This is a genomic window from Neochlamydia sp. TUME1 (assembly GCF_000813645.1).
In the GTDB taxonomy this organism is placed as follows: Bacteria; Chlamydiota; Chlamydiia; order Chlamydiales; family Parachlamydiaceae; genus Neochlamydia.
Genome location: NZ_JRXI01000066.1, coordinates 1 through 16,021, shown reverse-complemented (window position 1 = coordinate 16,021; position 16,021 = coordinate 1). Strand labels below are relative to the sequence as shown.

12 protein-coding genes are annotated in these 16,021 nt (G+C 39.5%); 2 read left to right on the top strand and 10 right to left on the bottom strand.

Features of this window, described 5'->3' with window-relative positions; genetic code table 11:
- Window positions 1-501, top strand: a 501-nt coding sequence (locus DB41_RS02945; RefSeq protein WP_039384097.1) for a tetratricopeptide repeat protein, incomplete at its 5' end; no start/stop codon positions are given.
- On the opposite strand, the gene DB41_RS02940 is transcribed toward DB41_RS02945, so the two are convergent.
- The 9 genes from DB41_RS02940 to DB41_RS02900 form a co-directional block, all read right to left on the bottom strand.
- Window positions 491-1,672 (bottom strand): putative peptidoglycan glycosyltransferase FtsW, encoded by a 1,182-nt coding sequence (locus DB41_RS02940; protein WP_238578407.1) that lies wholly within the window; start codon window positions 1,670-1,672, stop codon window positions 491-493. The two genes, DB41_RS02945 and DB41_RS02940, sit on opposite strands and share 11 nt — an antisense overlap.
- Before the next feature lie 19 nt (window positions 1,673-1,691).
- Window positions 1,692-2,441, bottom strand: coding sequence for a LysM peptidoglycan-binding domain-containing protein (locus tag DB41_RS02935; RefSeq protein WP_039384086.1), 750 nt, complete (start codon window positions 2,439-2,441; stop codon window positions 1,692-1,694).
- A gap of 26 nt (window positions 2,442-2,467) precedes the next feature.
- Entirely contained in the window at window positions 2,468-3,808 is a 1,341-nt protein-coding gene (gene murD / locus DB41_RS02930; protein WP_039384083.1) for a UDP-N-acetylmuramoyl-L-alanine--D-glutamate ligase, read from the bottom strand.
- A gap of 11 nt (window positions 3,809-3,819) precedes the next feature.
- The gene (gene mraY, locus DB41_RS02925) at window positions 3,820-5,070 is read right to left on the bottom strand and encodes a phospho-N-acetylmuramoyl-pentapeptide-transferase (protein ID WP_039384080.1); all 1,251 of its coding nucleotides are present in this window, start codon (window positions 5,068-5,070) and stop codon (window positions 3,820-3,822) included.
- Window positions 5,051-6,424, bottom strand: coding sequence for a UDP-N-acetylmuramoyl-tripeptide--D-alanyl-D-alanine ligase (murF, locus tag DB41_RS02920; protein ID WP_052243832.1), 1,374 nt, complete (start codon window positions 6,422-6,424; stop codon window positions 5,051-5,053). The genes mraY and murF overlap by 20 nt, the downstream gene beginning before the upstream one ends.
- A gap of 870 nt (window positions 6,425-7,294) precedes the next feature.
- A complete protein-coding gene (locus tag DB41_RS02910) occupies window positions 7,295-8,674 on the bottom strand; it encodes an efflux transporter outer membrane subunit (RefSeq protein WP_162180906.1) in 1,380 nt (459 codons plus the stop codon).
- 58 nt (window positions 8,675-8,732) lie between these two features.
- The gene (locus tag DB41_RS12485) at window positions 8,733-9,299 is read right to left on the bottom strand and encodes an efflux RND transporter permease subunit (RefSeq protein ID WP_255350902.1); all 567 of its coding nucleotides are present in this window, start codon (window positions 9,297-9,299) and stop codon (window positions 8,733-8,735) included.
- Window positions 9,293-11,893 (bottom strand): efflux RND transporter permease subunit, encoded by a 2,601-nt coding sequence (locus DB41_RS02905; protein ID WP_255350901.1) that lies wholly within the window; start codon window positions 11,891-11,893, stop codon window positions 9,293-9,295. The genes DB41_RS12485 and DB41_RS02905 overlap by 7 nt, the downstream gene beginning before the upstream one ends.
- Before the next feature lie 3 nt (window positions 11,894-11,896).
- Complete coding sequence (locus DB41_RS02900) at window positions 11,897-13,075, bottom strand: efflux RND transporter periplasmic adaptor subunit (protein ID WP_080502370.1); 1,179 nt, start codon at window positions 13,073-13,075, stop codon at window positions 11,897-11,899.
- A gap of 152 nt (window positions 13,076-13,227) precedes the next feature.
- On the opposite strand from DB41_RS02900, the gene DB41_RS02895 reads away from it, so the two are divergent.
- The gene (locus DB41_RS02895; protein WP_039384077.1) at window positions 13,228-14,352 is read left to right on the top strand and encodes a fatty acid desaturase; all 1,125 of its coding nucleotides are present in this window, start codon (window positions 13,228-13,230) and stop codon (window positions 14,350-14,352) included.
- A gap of 80 nt (window positions 14,353-14,432) precedes the next feature.
- Here the strand turns inward: DB41_RS02895 and DB41_RS02890 are convergent, their stop codons facing one another.
- A complete protein-coding gene (locus tag DB41_RS02890; protein ID WP_039384075.1) occupies window positions 14,433-15,851 on the bottom strand; it encodes a hypothetical protein in 1,419 nt (472 codons plus the stop codon).
- Window positions 15,852-16,021 lie beyond the last annotated feature (170 nt).

Below are 16,021 nucleotides of genomic sequence, written 5' to 3'. Positions count from 1 at the left end.
GAAAATCATCCTACCATAGCAAGAGATTACAATAACCTGGGAATGATCTATCTAGACCAAGGCAATTTAGACAAGGCGGCAGAGTATTGCAACAAAGCGCTGCTCATTACCCTTAAGCGATATGGAAAAAATCATCCCACTGTGGCAGCCTCTTACAATAATTTAGGCCAAATTTACCAAGATCAAGGTAATTCAGAACAGGCGGCAGAATATACTAGCAAAGCTCTTGCCATTCACCTAAAGCTTTTTGGTAAAAAACATCCTACTGTCGCAACCTCTTACAACAATTTAGGCCAAATTTATAAAGAGCAGGGCAATTTAAAACAGGCTCTAGAATACACTAAGAAAGCTGTTACCATTTTACTTAAGCTTTTTGGTGAAAATCATCCTGCTGTGGCAACTTCTTGTTATAATATAGGCCTGATTTACTACAATCAGGGTAATTACAAAAAGGCAGCTGAATATGCAAAAAAAGCGCGGAGCATTAAGCTTAAGCTATAGTGGAAAAATCACTCAAATGGCCCTTCACATGCTGTGAGATATTTAAGATAATCCCTAACCCTAAAATATTAGCCACTAAAGAGCTGCCCCCTTGACTGAACCAAGGCAAATTTAAGCCTGTACTAGGCAATAAACCAGATACTACGCCTAGATTTAAAAAAGCTTGGAAGGTAACTAAGAAAGTAATGACGGCACAAAAATAGAATCCTTCTAGGCTGGAGGAGGCATTAGCAATATAAAAGCCTAGGCAAGCAATAGATAGATAAAGAGTAATTAATATACACACTCCTATAAAGCCAAATTCCTCGGCATAGATAGCAGCAATGTAATCATTCTGGGCTTCCGGTAGATAACTTAGCTTTTGCATGCTGTTGCCCGGTCCCCTACCTAATAATCTTCCTGACCCAGCGGCAATCTTTGCTTGATAAGGTTGGTGCCCTTTACCTTTAAGATCTAGCTCGGGATTTAAATAAACCTTCAGACGTGCAGAGACATAAGAAAGATGATAGGCAAAGGCTCCTCCTACACATAGGCAGGCTAGCAAAGGGAGGGCCCAGTACCTCCAGCTAATTTTCATCAAAATGCAAAGCACTAGAACAGACATAGCTATTACTGCGGTGGTGCCATTATTAGGTTCTACTAATATTAAAAGCATAGGAATAGCTATCGTACCTACCAGCTTAAGGAAGGCATAAAAAGTAAAGGCTTTTCCAGAAAACTTTAGATAGTGATGAATAAAGTAGGCAGGAATGATATACTTGACAAACTCTGAAGGCTGTAAAGATAGGCCTAAAATAGCTAGCCAACGTCTAGAGCCATTCACTTCGCGGCCAATGCCTGGAATTAAAGTTATAAATAATAGAAAGCTAAAAATGCCTAAAAGCCAGGGGCTCAAGGTTATTAGGGTACGATAGCCTATTTTTGCTATTCCCCCTGCTAAGCTAAGGCCTATACCTGCATACATAAGCTGCTTAATTAAGGCTTGATGGGTGCTTTTGTTTAATTCCATATCCATCACTTCAGCTGAAGTCGTGCTATAGACCATGATGAGGCCTAGCACATAAATGATAGAGACACATAAAAAAAGCAGGCAAAAGATAGGGGGAAAGGAAAGAGTAGACTTTTTTCCCATCACTTTTTTATGCGCATTCATCAAAGGTAGAATTCTCATCCATTTAACCCTATATCTTTTATCTTACACGAATTCTATCGCCGACTTGGAGATTGCGGGCTTTTTCTTCATCCAGGTTATTCATCTTCAACAAGTCATCAAACTTGACATTAAATTGTTTAGCAATCTTCCAAGGGTTATCCCCACTTTTAATTGTATAAAGCTCTGGCCCTGCGGAAGTAATAGGAGTAGTTTGTTTGACGGCTAAAGGCTTTTGTTGTCCATGATCTAAATGATTTTTTTTGGTGCCTACAGGAATTTTTAAAAGCTGGCCAATATTTAAGCGATTGCTGGTTAAATGATTAGCTTTTTTGATAGCTTCTACGCTCGTATTGTTGGCTCGAGCAATTTTTTCTAAGGCATCTCCTTTTTTAACCGTAATAGTCACCAGTTGAGAAGGCTGGGTAGATGCCTCTAAAGGAGAAATTTGCCGAGACTCTGACCTATCGGTAGGAAGAGAGGCGGATAGTTCCTTATCTCCCAATTCTCCTTCCTCTTCCACGAGGATAAGATGAGGACTATCGGCATAGTGTTTCAGCACATTGTCAATTTCATCGCCTGTCGGGGTAGAGCTTATAGAAGCATCAGAGGGTGAGTTAATTAACTCTTGAGAGGAAGGGGTCAATTGTTTATTAGCATCCATGATAATCTGAGGAGCGTTATGAAATTCATCGGTTGGGTCCTCATGACGGACGGCCATCATAAATAATATAGCTAGCAACGCTGCATTTAATAGGACAGCGATAATTATTGTATCTCTACGATTCATTGGTGAACCTCATCAAGGGTAATCTTTTATTCTAAGGTGTTAACTATACGTTTAAATTCTTCTCCTCTATGTACATAGTCGCGAAACATATCAAAGCTGGAACAGCCTGGAGATAGTAATACAACTTGGCCAGGTTTTGCAAGAGCTGTCGCATCTTTTATTGCTGCTTCTAGGGTAGACCGTTCCTCGACAGGAAGACTAAAGGATAGATCATTTTTTATCTTCATCGCAGCTTGACCAATGGCAAACACATATTTAACATAGCCAGCAAAAGCTTTGATCCAAGGTGTATAGGCAGCTCCTTTATCCACACCTCCTGCAATCAAAATTATTTCGCCTTTTAAAGAAGTGACCGCACGGATAACAGCATCCACATTAGTTCCCTTGCTATCATCATAGTAGGCTATTTCCTTGAAAGAACGTACAAATTCAAGACGATGGGCAGGCTTTTTAAAAGTTGAAAGAGCGTTAAAGAATTGTTCAGAATTGACTCCCCTTTCCTTGCATAAAGCGTAAGCTGCCAGCATGTTTTCTACGTCATGATTTTTTACATCCTGATAAGCTAAAGGTAAAGGGTAGGGATCTTGACCTTCTCCATAGATTAGTTGAGGATCCAGGTAAAAATCACAAGAAGAAGAGTAGCCATAGGTTAAAGGCTTGAAATCTCCTAAAAGCTTTTTATATTCGTTATATACAGCCTCATAAACATATAAATTCCCTTCAGGCTTTAAACAATCTTTAAGATGGAGTTTTGTCGCCGCATACGTTTGCAGATCAGGATAACGATCGAGATGATCAGGGGTAATATTTAAAACCACACCTGCATCTATCACAGCGCTTTGAAGAGTTTCTAATTGAAAGGAACTCAATTCTGCCACCAATATATCCTCTTCTGCACCCACTGTTAAGGCATCTAATTCTGTCGTTAGAGGGGCCCCTAAATTGCCTAGTGCACGCGCAGCTTTACCACTAGCATTTAATACATGAGCGACTAGCAAGGTGGTAGTGGTTTTACCATTGGTACCGGTAATGGCTAATAAGGGCTGATTAATAAAACGTGCAGCTAATTCTACTTCACCAAAGATTTCAATATCTGCTTGCCGAGCTTGGATATAATGGGGATTGGAAGGAGGAACGCCAGGCGAAACAACAATAAAGTCAAAATCTTGAATTTCAATTTTCTCAGCTTCATGCCTGGCTACAAGCCCTAAAGTTATCAAATCCTTGATTTCTTGGTGATTTTTTAATAATTCTAAGTTGTCATCAACGCCCCATACATAAGCTTGTCTTTTAAGCAAGAAGCTTGCAGCTGCACGTCCACTTAAACCTAATCCAATTACTAAGACTCTCTTTTTCTTTAGCTTCATTGTAGGAATTCTTATTGAAATTTGAGCGACGCGATGCCAAGTATGCCTAAAAGCAAGCCGATGATCCAGAAACGAGTCACCACTTTCGTTTCAGCCCACCCCATATACTCGAAATGATGATGCAAAGGCGCGCATAAGAATATACGCTTTTTATTACGATATTTATAACTTAGCACTTGAAGGATGACTGATAATGCTTCGGCGACAAATATCCCTCCAACAAGACCTAGGAGCAATTCACGTTTTAACAAGACAGCCGATACACCTATGATACCTCCTAAAGCTAGGGAGCCAGTATCGCCCATAAAAACTTGAGCTGGATGGCTATTATACCATAGAAAGCCTAAGCAGGCGCCAATCAATGCGCTTAGGTAAATAGCTATTTCCCCACTTCCCTCAATATAAAGGATGTTTAAATAGCCCGCGATCTGGATGTGGTTAGAAACGAAAGCAATCAAAGCTAAGCAACCGGCTACAATAATTAAACATCCTGCCGCTAAGCCATCTAAGCCATCGGTCAAGTTCGCCGCATTAGAAGAACCGGTGATCACAAACATGATAAACAAAGCTGCTACTAGAGTCAAGGCCCCCTTAAGAACCAGCCAGTGGTTTTTAATGAAAGGTAAATAAATGCGTGTGGCGTAATCTTTCAAAGAGATGGCTGTAGGACCCGAGGAATGGGTAGCCTCTTGTTTCATCACCAGTGGACCCCACTTAGTCTTAGTGGCTGTTTGCTCTTTAACAATAGGAGGGGCAAACCAATTTTTCATCTGAATAGAGGAAGATACGGAGGGGCAAAGCAGATATAAAGCTATAAAGGCTGATAAGGTAAATTGATAAAATAATTTTTTCTTACCTGATAACCCCTTAGGATTTTTATGTTTAAGTTTTAAGTAGTCATCATAACCACCCACAACCCCTAGCCAAACGGTAGTGATAAATAAGATGAGGGTAAACACATGGGTGATATCCATCCATAAGAGCATAGAAATTAACATTGAAAAAAGAATTAATACCCCTCCCATCGTGGGAGTATCTTTCTTCTTTTCATGCAGCTGGCCTAGTAAAGGGCAGTCCTCAACTCGAATAGTTTGGCCAATTTTAAGCTCGTAAAGCTTTTTAATAAAATAAGGTCCCAAGAAAATGCTAATGATTAAGGAAGTTATAGCTGCCAATATCATACGAGTGGAATAGTAGGTAAACACCATAGGAACTTTAATATTCAATGTGTATTTCAACCAGTCAACTAAAAATATGATCATTGGGGCTACTCTCCCATTCCTCTAATAATTTTGATATCTGGGTCCCTTTTGATCCTTTAATCAGCACCACATCTCCCTCTCGTAAATAGCTCTTTAAAACATCTACCAACTCCGCACGATGATTATACCAATACGCAGATCGACCGTACTTTTGCCAACAATCAAATATCAGGCGGCTTTCTGCACCATAACAGAACATACTATCTACCTGATTTAAAGCATACTCTCCAATTTCCTCATGAGCTTTTTTAGAAAATTGGCCTAACTCTAGCATATCGGCTAAAACAGCTATCTTACGTCCTCCTTCTTTAGGGGAAGGGATGTTTTCAAGAGCAGCTTTTACAGAAAGTGGTGAAGCATTATACACATCATTGATAAAAAAAATTCCATTTTTTTCTATCAGCTGCCCTCTTGATGCGGGTAAAACTAGCTTGCTCATACCCAAAGCAATCTCTTTGGGGCTCATACCGAAATATTCTGCACAAGCGACTGCAGCTAAAAAGTTAGCTTGGTGATGCTTCCCTAAGATAGGAAAGCTACCGAGCTTATAGATTTGCTCGTTTGACCTAACAGCTAAACCATCTGTTTGAGTAGCAGCAATACTGTAATCAGCTAGTGGATGATCAAAAGAAAAGGATAATTTTCGACAAGGCCCTATTTTTATTATCTCTGAATAATTAATGATGTCTCTATGAAGGATCGCTAACGCGGTACTAGCATGAGTTAATATTTCAGCTTTCGCACAAGCAATTGCCTCTAACGAATCAAAGTTACAAGCATGTGCCAAAGCAACCTGGGTAATTATGGCGCATTCAGGTGGGGCTATATTGATGAGTGCCTTTAGATTTCCCGGATGGCTCATCCCCATTTCTAAAACGATGATCTCTTCTTGCCCCTCTGTATGATTAAGAATAGCTAAGGGAACGCCAATCTGTGAGTTACTATTGCCGGGAGAAGAGGCTACCTTAAATTTTTCTTTAAGAATCGTCGTAATAAAATCTTTGGTAGTCGTTTTACCTACAGAGCCGGTCACTGCTACCACGCGAGCTTTAGACTGCTTAATAATCAATTGAGCCAAATTTTGCAGAGCTATTAAAGGATTTTCTACGCGGATTAATAGCATGCCATAATCTGGGCCACCATAATCCCTGCTAACTACAGCTCCTTTTGATCCTTGAGAAGCTATTTTCTCTAAAAAATGATGCCCATCAGTTTGAGCGCCAGGAAGGGAAAAAAACAAGTTTTCTGGCCGATGCAAACGGCTATCTACACTAACCCCTCTAAAGACAGCCTGATCTTTTGGCAGTGGCATGCCAAAGATAGACGCAAGCTCTTGAACATGAAAACTGTGCATAAATTTTATGGCAAAAAATAAGAGTACTAATAAGGTTAGTAGAAAAATAATAGGTTAAGCTGCTGAGCTATTCCAAGCAAGAAAAATAAAAAATTTTTCCCTTGCTAAATGTTTAACTTATGATTGGAGACTTTTTTAAGTAGAAGATCACTAAAGGATGATAAACAAGCTCATCCTTTTTAATTTAAGCCCTGCTTTTAGATTCCCCGCTAATCCTTTCGTAAGAGTCGGCATGCTCCTATTGAAAGGCAAAAGTAGCCTCTCTGCAAACCTCTTGGTAAAAAGGATGTTATGCGTAGCTGGCAGTAGGAGAAAAGAGCCGAATCATTTTTCTAATTTTTCCTATCCAAAAATAAAAAGGACGCTTTATAAAAAAAAAACAGATTGAATGCTAAGCGTAAGATAATCCATAACAAATAAGGAGAGGTAAGGCTAAGCTGACTATAATCTCTCTCATCTTTTTTAAGCAGGTAAAATTTGGTAGGGTTAGCTTGGGGCTTTGCTGCAAACTTCAGGTCTAATTTATCAATTTAAGTCACCAGCCCCAAGCAAATTTTACAAATTTAATTGAAGCGTAGATACTTACAATTTAAAAATCTCTCTTTCTTGCATTTTAAGTTTTTAAACTCTGGCTGCGGTTAGTTTTTTTCCACTTTTCTTGAAGAATATTGCGTACAGGGCTGCTCTTTTGCCTTTATATTACCTACTCTTTTAGGCTGCATTCCCCTTATTATTTTCGATCTATTGAATGGGCAAGGTTAAATTTTTAGAATTTAAATATTTTATAATGAATTAATAATTACCAATTTAGGCTAAGCAAGGATTAAAAAATCTTGGAAAAAACATAATTTATTAGGGATAAACGCATTTTTACCCTTCAGTAGCTACCGTATCCGCCTCTTGTACCCATCCCCCTCCTAGAGCTTTATAGACTTCAATAAAGGTAGTATAAGTGACACTGCGAGCTTGGACTAAGTTAAGCTGTGCGGAAAATAGATTTCTTTGGGCATCTAAAACATTTAAGTAATCCACTTGGCCATTATCATAGGCTAGTGAAGCCAGAGCAAGAGATTTTTGCAAAGCTTGCACCTGATCCTTTTGTATTTCTAATACTTCTAAGCTCTTAGAATGACTAATCAATGCATTTTCTACTTCTTTAAAAGCAGTTTGTATAGTGTTATAGTAGGAAAACAGAGCTTGCTTTTCTTGCGCATGCGCCTGATCTAATTGAGCAATATAGAGCCCCCCATTAAATATCTGCTCGCTAAAAGTCGTACCGACTTGCCAAGCACAAGCAGCCCCTTTAAAAAGCGTATTTAATGCAAAGCTTTGATTCCCATAGTAACCGGTAAGGGATATACGAGGAAATAGGTTAGCTTTAGCCACTCCCACATTGGCATGGGCAGCTATTAAATTCAATTCAGCTTGCATCACATCTGGTCTTTGCTCTAGCACGTCGGAGGGTAATCCAGCAGGAATGGAAGGAGGTTGCGCAAGCTCTTCAAGTATTTTACCCCGCCTAATATTACCGGGATTACGCCCTAGTAAAATACATAAAAGATTTTCTTGCTGAGCTACATTAACTTCTAGTTGTTTAACAAGGCTAGCAGCAGTATCTCTTTCAGCGCTGGCTTGGGTAATAGGTAATTCAGAACTTTCTCCTTGCTCCCATTGATCTGTCATCAATTCCAAAGACTCTTGAAAGGAGTTTAAAGTTTGCTGCGCCACTTGCAATTGCTCATCATATTGACGTAAAGTAATATAGCTATTGGCTAGCGCACTTACTAAGGTAAGGATAACGGTGCGGCGCGCTTGAATTTCCCCTAAATATTGAGCTAAAGCCACATCAGAAGCAGAACCTAGACGTCCCCAAATATCTAATTCATAAGCACAAGATAACAAGGCAGAAAAGCTATTTATTAAACGTAAGTTTTGCGCAAGACCTAAATTAGACTGAGCAGAAAGCCCTTGCCTTAAGGCGCTACCATCCCCCGTAATTTGAGGAAAAAGCTGGGAGTTAGTGGCCCTAAATTGGCTGTAATAGGCTTCTACCGAAGCCATCGCTGCTTGCAGAGTGTAATTATTTTTTAAAGCTTCAATAATTAAGGCCTCTAATACAGGATCGCCTAGTTGCTGCCACCAATAGATATTTGCTAAGCCACACGCCTCATGAACAGGCAAGCGCCAATTTTCAGGAACATTGACAGGTGGACGTGTATAATTTGGCCTAAAAACACAAGAGGAAACCATAAATAAGCCTATACAGGCGAGAAAAAAACGCCCACCTTCATAAACCTTTGTCTTTAAATTATACATTTGTCTTGTCCGATGTTTCTTTAGAAGTTTGTGTGGATGGATAGCCAGCTTTTTTTCCTCTCCAATTTGCTATTTCTTCTAATAGCTTATAGAAAAAAGGAACAAAAAAAACGGCTAAAAAGGTAGCTGTTATCATTCCTCCTAAGACGCCCGTGCCCACCGAATTACGGCTGGCTGCCCCAGCTCCTTTGGCCATAAATAAAGGCACAACGCCTAGTATAAATGTTAATGAAGTCATCATAATGGCTCTTAACCGCAGCTTTCCAGCTTCTAAAGCCGCTTCTGCTAAAGGCAAGCCTTCTTGGTGCTTGATCACTGCAAACTCTACGATAAGAATTGCATTTTTTGCAGAAAGAGCAATTAAGGTAATCAAGCCTACTTGAAAATAGACGTCATTGCTCATTCCATTCATCCACACAGCCAAAAAGGCTCCTAAGAGGCCAAAAGGCACTACCATTAAAATGGAAAAAGGCAGAGACCATTTCTCATAAAGTGCTGCCAGTATCAGAAAAACCATGAATAGACCCGCCGCCATGACTTTAAGGCCTGTGCCTACCATTTTTTCTCTTGATAAGATTGTCCTCCCCATGAGAATGACATTTCAGGAGGGAGTATCTCTCGCGCTATCTCCTCCATAGCAGCCATAGCCTGGCCTGAGCTAAAGCCTGCCGCCGCACTTCCATTGATTCTGGCGGCATTAAAACTATTAAAGCGGCTAATCAGAGAAGGGCCTGTACTATTACGTATATTTATCAAGGATTTTAAAGGAACCATGCTTGCATTTAAAGATCTGACATAGATTTCTCCAAGCTTATAAGGAGTGCTACGGTAAACATCTTCTGCTTGAACATAGACGTTATATACGCGGCCAAACTTGTTAAAATTGTTAACGTATAAAGAGCCCATCATGGCTTGTAGAGTTTGATAAACCTCAGCAATGGAGACAGCCATGCTTTTAGATTTTTCACGATCATAGGAAAGAAAAAACTGTTTAGCCGTAGCGTCAATATTGGTAGAAACACCTCTAAGAACAGGGCTCTGGTTAGCCTTAGCAACAATTTCTTTTGCGTATTTTTCCAAGGATTCAATATTACCTGAAGACCTGGACTGTACCCAAAATTCAAAGCCGCCCACACTGCCAATGCCTTGAATAGCAGGTGGATTGAAAGGAATAACCACCGCCTCTTGCAAAGCTGCATATTTAGGAGCTAACTGCTGCAATAAGGCTGGCGCCGCTTGATTTTTGCCCGTCCGCTCACTCCAATCTTTGAATACGATAAAATAGCTAGATTGGTTATTTCTATTTAAACCATCTAATAATCCAAACCCATCTAAGGCGACAACATCGGTGACAGCAGGATGAGTCTTCGTTAGGTTATCTATCTGGCTAGTTACAGCATCGACGCGATGTAGGCTAGCCCCATCGGGCAGCATGCCGACTGCCATGATATAGCCTTGATCTTCGATAGGAATAAAACTAGAAGGTACTAGTTTATACATAAAACCTACGCTTAAGCAAACTATCACAAAAATAGATAGAGCCAATAGAGGATTCATAAGGAGTAGGCGTGCAATTTTTACATATCGATTTCCCAACCTTTCAAAAGCATGATTAAATTTAATCGTAAATTTTGAATCCTCTTTTTTATGCTTCAACAATAGAGCAGCAAGCGCAGGACTTAAGGTTAACGCGACCACGCCTGAAATCACTACGGCAATGGAAATAGTAATAGCAAACTGACGATATAGCTCGCCTGTAATTCCACCTAGAAAGGCTACGGGAATAAAGACTGCACACAGTACAAAAACAATGGCTATTACAGGACCTGACACTTCGGCCATGGCTTTTTTAGCAGCTGCGGGTGCAGATAATTTTAAAGCGCGCATGTTATGTTCAACATTCTCAATAACGACAATTGCATCATCGACTACAATACCGATAGCCAAAACCATAGCAAATAATGTTAAAGTATTGATGGAATACCCTAAGACAAGCATCCCCGCAAATGCACCCACGATGGATACAAGCATAGCAAGCATCGGAATCAAGGTAGCCCGCAAATTTTGCAAGAAAAGAAGCACCACTAAAACCACTAATATGGCAGCTTCTAAAATAGTGATGGCCACTTCATGAATCGAAGCTTTTACAAATTTGGTTGTATCATAAGGGATAGTATATTCGATGCCGTTGGGAAAGCGGGTAGCTAATTCTTTCATCTTCGTTTTAACTTTATCGGCAACTTCTAGAGCATTGGCTCCATATTGCTGATAAATAGCAATGGCTGTCATCGACTTATTATTAAGCTTAGCATTTACGTCATAATTAGCAGCACCCAGCTCAACTTCTGCTATATCTTTTACAAAGACCATCGAACCGTCGGCATTTGCTTTGATAATAATGTTTTCAAATTCTTCTGCCGTTGTTAATCGCCCAGTAGCTAGCATGGGTAAAGTTAGCTCAATAGGTAGAGAGGTAGGGTTTCCTCCTATCATACCAGCTGGTACCTGGCTGTTTTGCTCCCTAATAGAGTCCACTACATCGGACGTAGTAATTCCCAATTGCGCCATGCGATCGGGTTTAAGCCATATGCGCATCGCATAATCTCGAGCCCCTATAATGCTGACTTGGCTTACTCCAGGAATCAACTGTAATTCAGTTACCACATTGATGGTGGCATAATTACTCATAAAAATATCGTTATAACGGCCATCCGGAGATTGCAAAGCTACAAATAAAAGGATATTAGGTGTCTGCTTCTGCACGATTACACCCTGGCGTTGCACTTCTTCGGGTAATTGAGCCAACACCTTACTCACGTTGTTATTGACATCAATTTGTGCTTTTTTAGGATCAGAACCCACTTCGAAATAAACATTTAAAAGATAATTGCCTGAAGAAGAATTTTGGGAAGACATATAAATCATATTCTCCACCCCATTGATTTGCTGTTCTAAAGGAGCGGCCACGCTATCAGCAATTGTTTGGGCCCCCGCGCCTGGATAATAGGTGGAAACTTGGATAAGAGGAGGAGTAATATTCGGGTACTGCTCAATCGGCAAATTCATTAGAGCAATGAAACCGGCAAACATGATAATAATGGACAAGACGCTAGCAAAGATGGGGCGGTCGATAAAAAAGTTGGAAATTTTCATCCTTTATTCCCCTAATTGTGGCAAGATGAGCTCTTGCTTGTGACTCTTATCCACCTTAATTTCCTTGGTGACTTTGATGGGGCTGCCCTGTCCCACTTTGTTAATACCATCGACAATCACTTGGTCCCCCTCTCTCAATCCCTCTTCTATAATCCAGTAATCACCATACCAATCCCCTACAATCACATTTTGTATGGCAGCTTTCCCTTCTCTTACGATGTAAACATACATCCCTGTTTTACTTTCCAAAAGGGCTTTTTGAGGAACATAGATGGTGTTAGGTTTAATAGCTCCTTTAACATTAACGCGGACAAATTGGCCCGGCTTAAGAATAAGGTTAGGGTTGGGAAGCTGGGCACGCATCGACAAAGTGCCTGTTTTTTGATCATATGCGGGAGCAGAAAAGTTAACTTCGCCTCGAGAAGGATAGCGACTCCCATCAGCTAATATCACCTCTACCCCATAATTTTTATCCTTTGGTAAAACTAACGTACGATTTTTAACCTCTTTATCTATTTTTAAAATCTCATTTTCAGAAATACTAAATGAAATCCAGATAGGATCCAAAGCGGTGATAGAAGTCATTAACTGATTAGAGCCAGGGGAAATAAGAGCGCCTTGACGATAGCTTGATTTTCCAGAAAGACCGTTAATAGGAGAAGTTAGGAGGGTATAGCTTAAATTAATTTCTGCCACCTTCAAAGCAGCCTCTGCTACTTGCACGCTAGCTTGAGAAGCTAATAAATTGGCTGTAGCCTCATCTAAATCTTTCTTACTGACGGCATGCTTGGCATACAAAGGTGTTAAGCGTTCTACAGTTTGTTGGGCATTCCATAAAAGCGCTTTTTCTCTAGCTAGGTTTCCTTTGGCTTGTTCAACAGCAGCTATAAAAGGAGTTTGGTCTAATTTGAAAAGCAGCTGTCCTTTTGTTACTTGAGCCCCCTCTATATAGGCAATTTCTTCCAAGTAACCCTCTACTCGCGCGCGGATTTCAACCTGATGAGAACTTTCGGCATAGCCCACCGATTCGTAAATCCAGGGAATAGTGTCTTTTTGAATAGTTAGAGCACTGACTTCTACAAAAGGAGGAGGAGGCAAGGATTTTTCACCTCCGCATGAAGCAGCTAGCAAAAACACCAAAGCTATTAATAAGAAGGGGCGTAAAAAATCTACTTTCATCATAATCCATCATCTTACGGGCTTGATCAAAATTTTTATCTTGTACCAGAAGATGGAAATGCAAACAATAAATTTTATCCTTACATTGACTTTTATACTTTAGCGCGTTACACTCACCCCCTTAAACATCTATTCTTTATAACTTATGGCTTTCCATGATAAATTTAAAAAAGGGAGTTAATTGGTCTCCCACTATTTTTCTTATTATCTTCCAGGTAGCATTAATTATCTGGCTTCCCTTTTATTTTTATTATAATAGGCCTACTTTGTCGATGGTGGCGGCAAGTGTGGTGCTTTTATATGCTACTGGCTTAAGCATTACGGGAGGCTATCATCGTTTTTATTCTCACCGCTCTTATAAAACAAATTTTTTTCTAGAATGGCTTTTACTGTTTTTTGGATCCATGGCAGGCCAAGGCAGTGCTCTACGCTGGTCTTATGATCATCGCCTGCATCATGCATTTGTAGATACTGACAAGGATCCTTATTCTATCCAAAAAGGTTTCTGGTACGCTCACTTCTTATGGATCATCGAGAAACCTCAACCTATCAATCCTAAAGTAGTTTCTGATTTAATCAGTAATCCTGTAGTTGTTTTCCAACACCGCTTTTATGTATTTTTATTTATTTTAACCAATTCATTAGTTTTCCTCAGTTTAGGCTGGTTTCTAAATGATTATACAGGGGCTTTAACCTTCGCCGTAGGAGTAAGATTATTCTGTCTTTATCATTCCACCTGGTTCATTAACTCTCTTGCTCATACCTGGGGAGATCAACCCTTTTCCCAAGAGCATTCGGCCGTTAACAATTATATAATTTCTTTTTTGACTTTTGGAGAGGGATATCATAACTATCACCATACCTACGCTAATGATTATCGCAATGGGATCTATTGGTATCAATTTGATCCTACTAAATGGTTGATCTGGTTACTTAGCAAATTAGGGTTAGCTTATCATTTACGTACGACAGATAAGTACACCATCAAAAAGCGAATGGTGACAGAACATGCCTACTTGCTTCGAGAAAAATTAGTTAAGTCGTGGGAAAGCAAAAGGATAGAATGGGAGCCTATCATTAATGAATTATCTAGTAACCTAGTCAGAAAGATGACAGATTTTTCCCAGCTTAAGAGCCGTTATAGAGAGCTAAAAACACAGTGCACCGAGGCTCCCTTATTAAAAGAGATTAAAAAGGAAATGAAAGCATTGCAAAAAAGCCTTCGTCAAGACTGGAAAAAATGGTGGCAGCTTTCTAAAACAATAATGTCCCATGCCTAAAGGAAAAGAAGCTTTGAATGCGGCATGTAGGCAACGCTTTCAAAGCTTTTCAAAGGAAAGAAGCCTATAAAGCTTTTGGTTTATAGGTAAATAGATTCAATTATAAAGTTTTCTTTTTTTATCCCTGCTTCTAACTTATCTTGGATTTTATTCTTAGTCTCTTGCCAGAGTGCATCATTTTTAGCGGACATCTCATTCAAATAGGCTTCTGTTTCTTTGTAAAATTTATTTAATTCACAATAGAATTGCTGATGATCTTCTTGAGTTTCAGACTCGGCAATATTTGGAGCAAAGGAAGGAGCTACCTTGATCTCATGCTTTATCCATTGGATAATCACACGAGCAAGATCAATGGCTTGATGCTGCAAAGGGATCTCTCCTTCATCATAAGGATCAATAATAACACTGTGATCTTCTTTGGTACGGACATTGCCAGGAGATAAGTCCGCAATATAATAGTCCGGGTTAGCAAATATTTGAGAGAACACATCCTTTATATCTTTAAAAGCGGTTTCTCCGGCAATATATTCATAAATGTAATATCCTCTCTCCCAAATATCCTCAATGTTATAAATATGCGCCACAGATATTCCTTTCATCTGGGGAGTCAAATTTAGCAGTTTTTTATAAGCCCTTTCAGTAGTAATAATCGATTGCTTTCTCTTCATTTCACTTAAAGTATCATCTCTTAATATCTTAATCACCAGATCAACATTTTCTACTTTCCATACATGATGAAAATCTCCGTGCCCTAGATAAGTTAAAATTAATCTCTCCCCTTTTTTAATCAATATTTTCCCTAATTTATCCTCTAAGTCAGGACCCTCATAGAGCAGACCTTTTTTATCATCCGGCAATAGCTCCAAGCTAGGTTTTACTAATTCTTGCTTGTAGTAAGAAAGAGGAAGGAGAGCACTTTGAGCTAAAACATTTTGTTTTTTTTCCTCTTTGGGAGGAAGTGAAAATTGCAAGCGCTGGGGCTCCTCAGAAGCTTTACCCGCACTAGGAATGGAAAAAAGTTTTCGAGCCAAAACAGAGCTTTTTGAAAACATAGCAGATTTAGTGCCAGCAAATGGTGAGGGGGGAAGGGAAGAAGAAGTACCAAAACCGATCTTTAGCGCAGGCTTATTCTGAGGTAAAGCTGTCTCGTCAAGGTTTAATTTGCGCTGCTTACAATTTGCGCTATCCCCATCTTTTTCATCATCATTAAGTTCTTCAATGACTCTTGATCTTTTTGTACAACGAGTGAAAGGTAGATTTTCAGGCTCGTTTGAAGAAGCACCAAAGCCTAATTTTATCCCCAGCCTAGTTTTGGGTAAAGGAGTATCCTCCTGCTCGAGTTTGGGTAATTTAAAAGGAGGTAAAAGCAAATCCTTTTCTTCATTTCTAGGATGTTTTCCTCTAGAAGCGCTATTCCTACTCGGCGTGGGTGGTGGTTGCTTAGGCTCACGGGGGGGCGAAAGATTTTTGAGGTAAGGATCGTTAAGGGAAATGTTCATTTTATCTCCATATTAGTAATAAGTCTATATTTATGGAAAATATTATAGTTAAATACCTTAAAAACTTCAATATAATAAAAAAAATAAAAGTTAATATCCTTTAAAAATATATTTTTATAAATAAAAAAAAACAAAAATAACCCTGTGAAATGGGTGTAATTAAAAGTGTT

Coding starts and splice junctions, on each gene's coding strand:
- DB41_RS02895 (WP_039384077.1), top strand. CDS start 13,228: ATGATAAATTTAAAAAAGGGAGTTAATTGGTCTCCCACTATTTTTCTT.
- DB41_RS02940 (WP_238578407.1), bottom strand. CDS start 1,672: ATGAGAATTCTACCTTTGATGAATGCGCATAAAAAAGTGATGGGAAAA.
- murF (WP_052243832.1), bottom strand. CDS start 6,424: ATGCACAGTTTTCATGTTCAAGAGCTTGCGTCTATCTTTGGCATGCCA.
- DB41_RS02900 (WP_080502370.1), bottom strand. CDS start 13,075: ATGATGAAAGTAGATTTTTTACGCCCCTTCTTATTAATAGCTTTGGTG.
- DB41_RS02935 (WP_039384086.1), bottom strand. CDS start 2,441: ATGAATCGTAGAGATACAATAATTATCGCTGTCCTATTAAATGCAGCG.
- mraY (WP_039384080.1), bottom strand. CDS start 5,070: ATGATCATATTTTTAGTTGACTGGTTGAAATACACATTGAATATTAAA.
- murD (WP_039384083.1), bottom strand. CDS start 3,808: ATGAAGCTAAAGAAAAAGAGAGTCTTAGTAATTGGATTAGGTTTAAGT.
- DB41_RS02890 (WP_039384075.1), bottom strand. CDS start 15,851: ATGAACATTTCCCTTAACGATCCTTACCTCAAAAATCTTTCGCCCCCC.
- DB41_RS02905 (WP_255350901.1), bottom strand. CDS start 11,893: ATGAAAATTTCCAACTTTTTTATCGACCGCCCCATCTTTGCTAGCGTC.
- DB41_RS12485 (WP_255350902.1), bottom strand. CDS start 9,299: ATGGTAGGCACAGGCCTTAAAGTCATGGCGGCGGGTCTATTCATGGTT.
- DB41_RS02910 (WP_162180906.1), bottom strand. CDS start 8,674: ATGGTTTCCTCTTGTGTTTTTAGGCCAAATTATACACGTCCACCTGTC.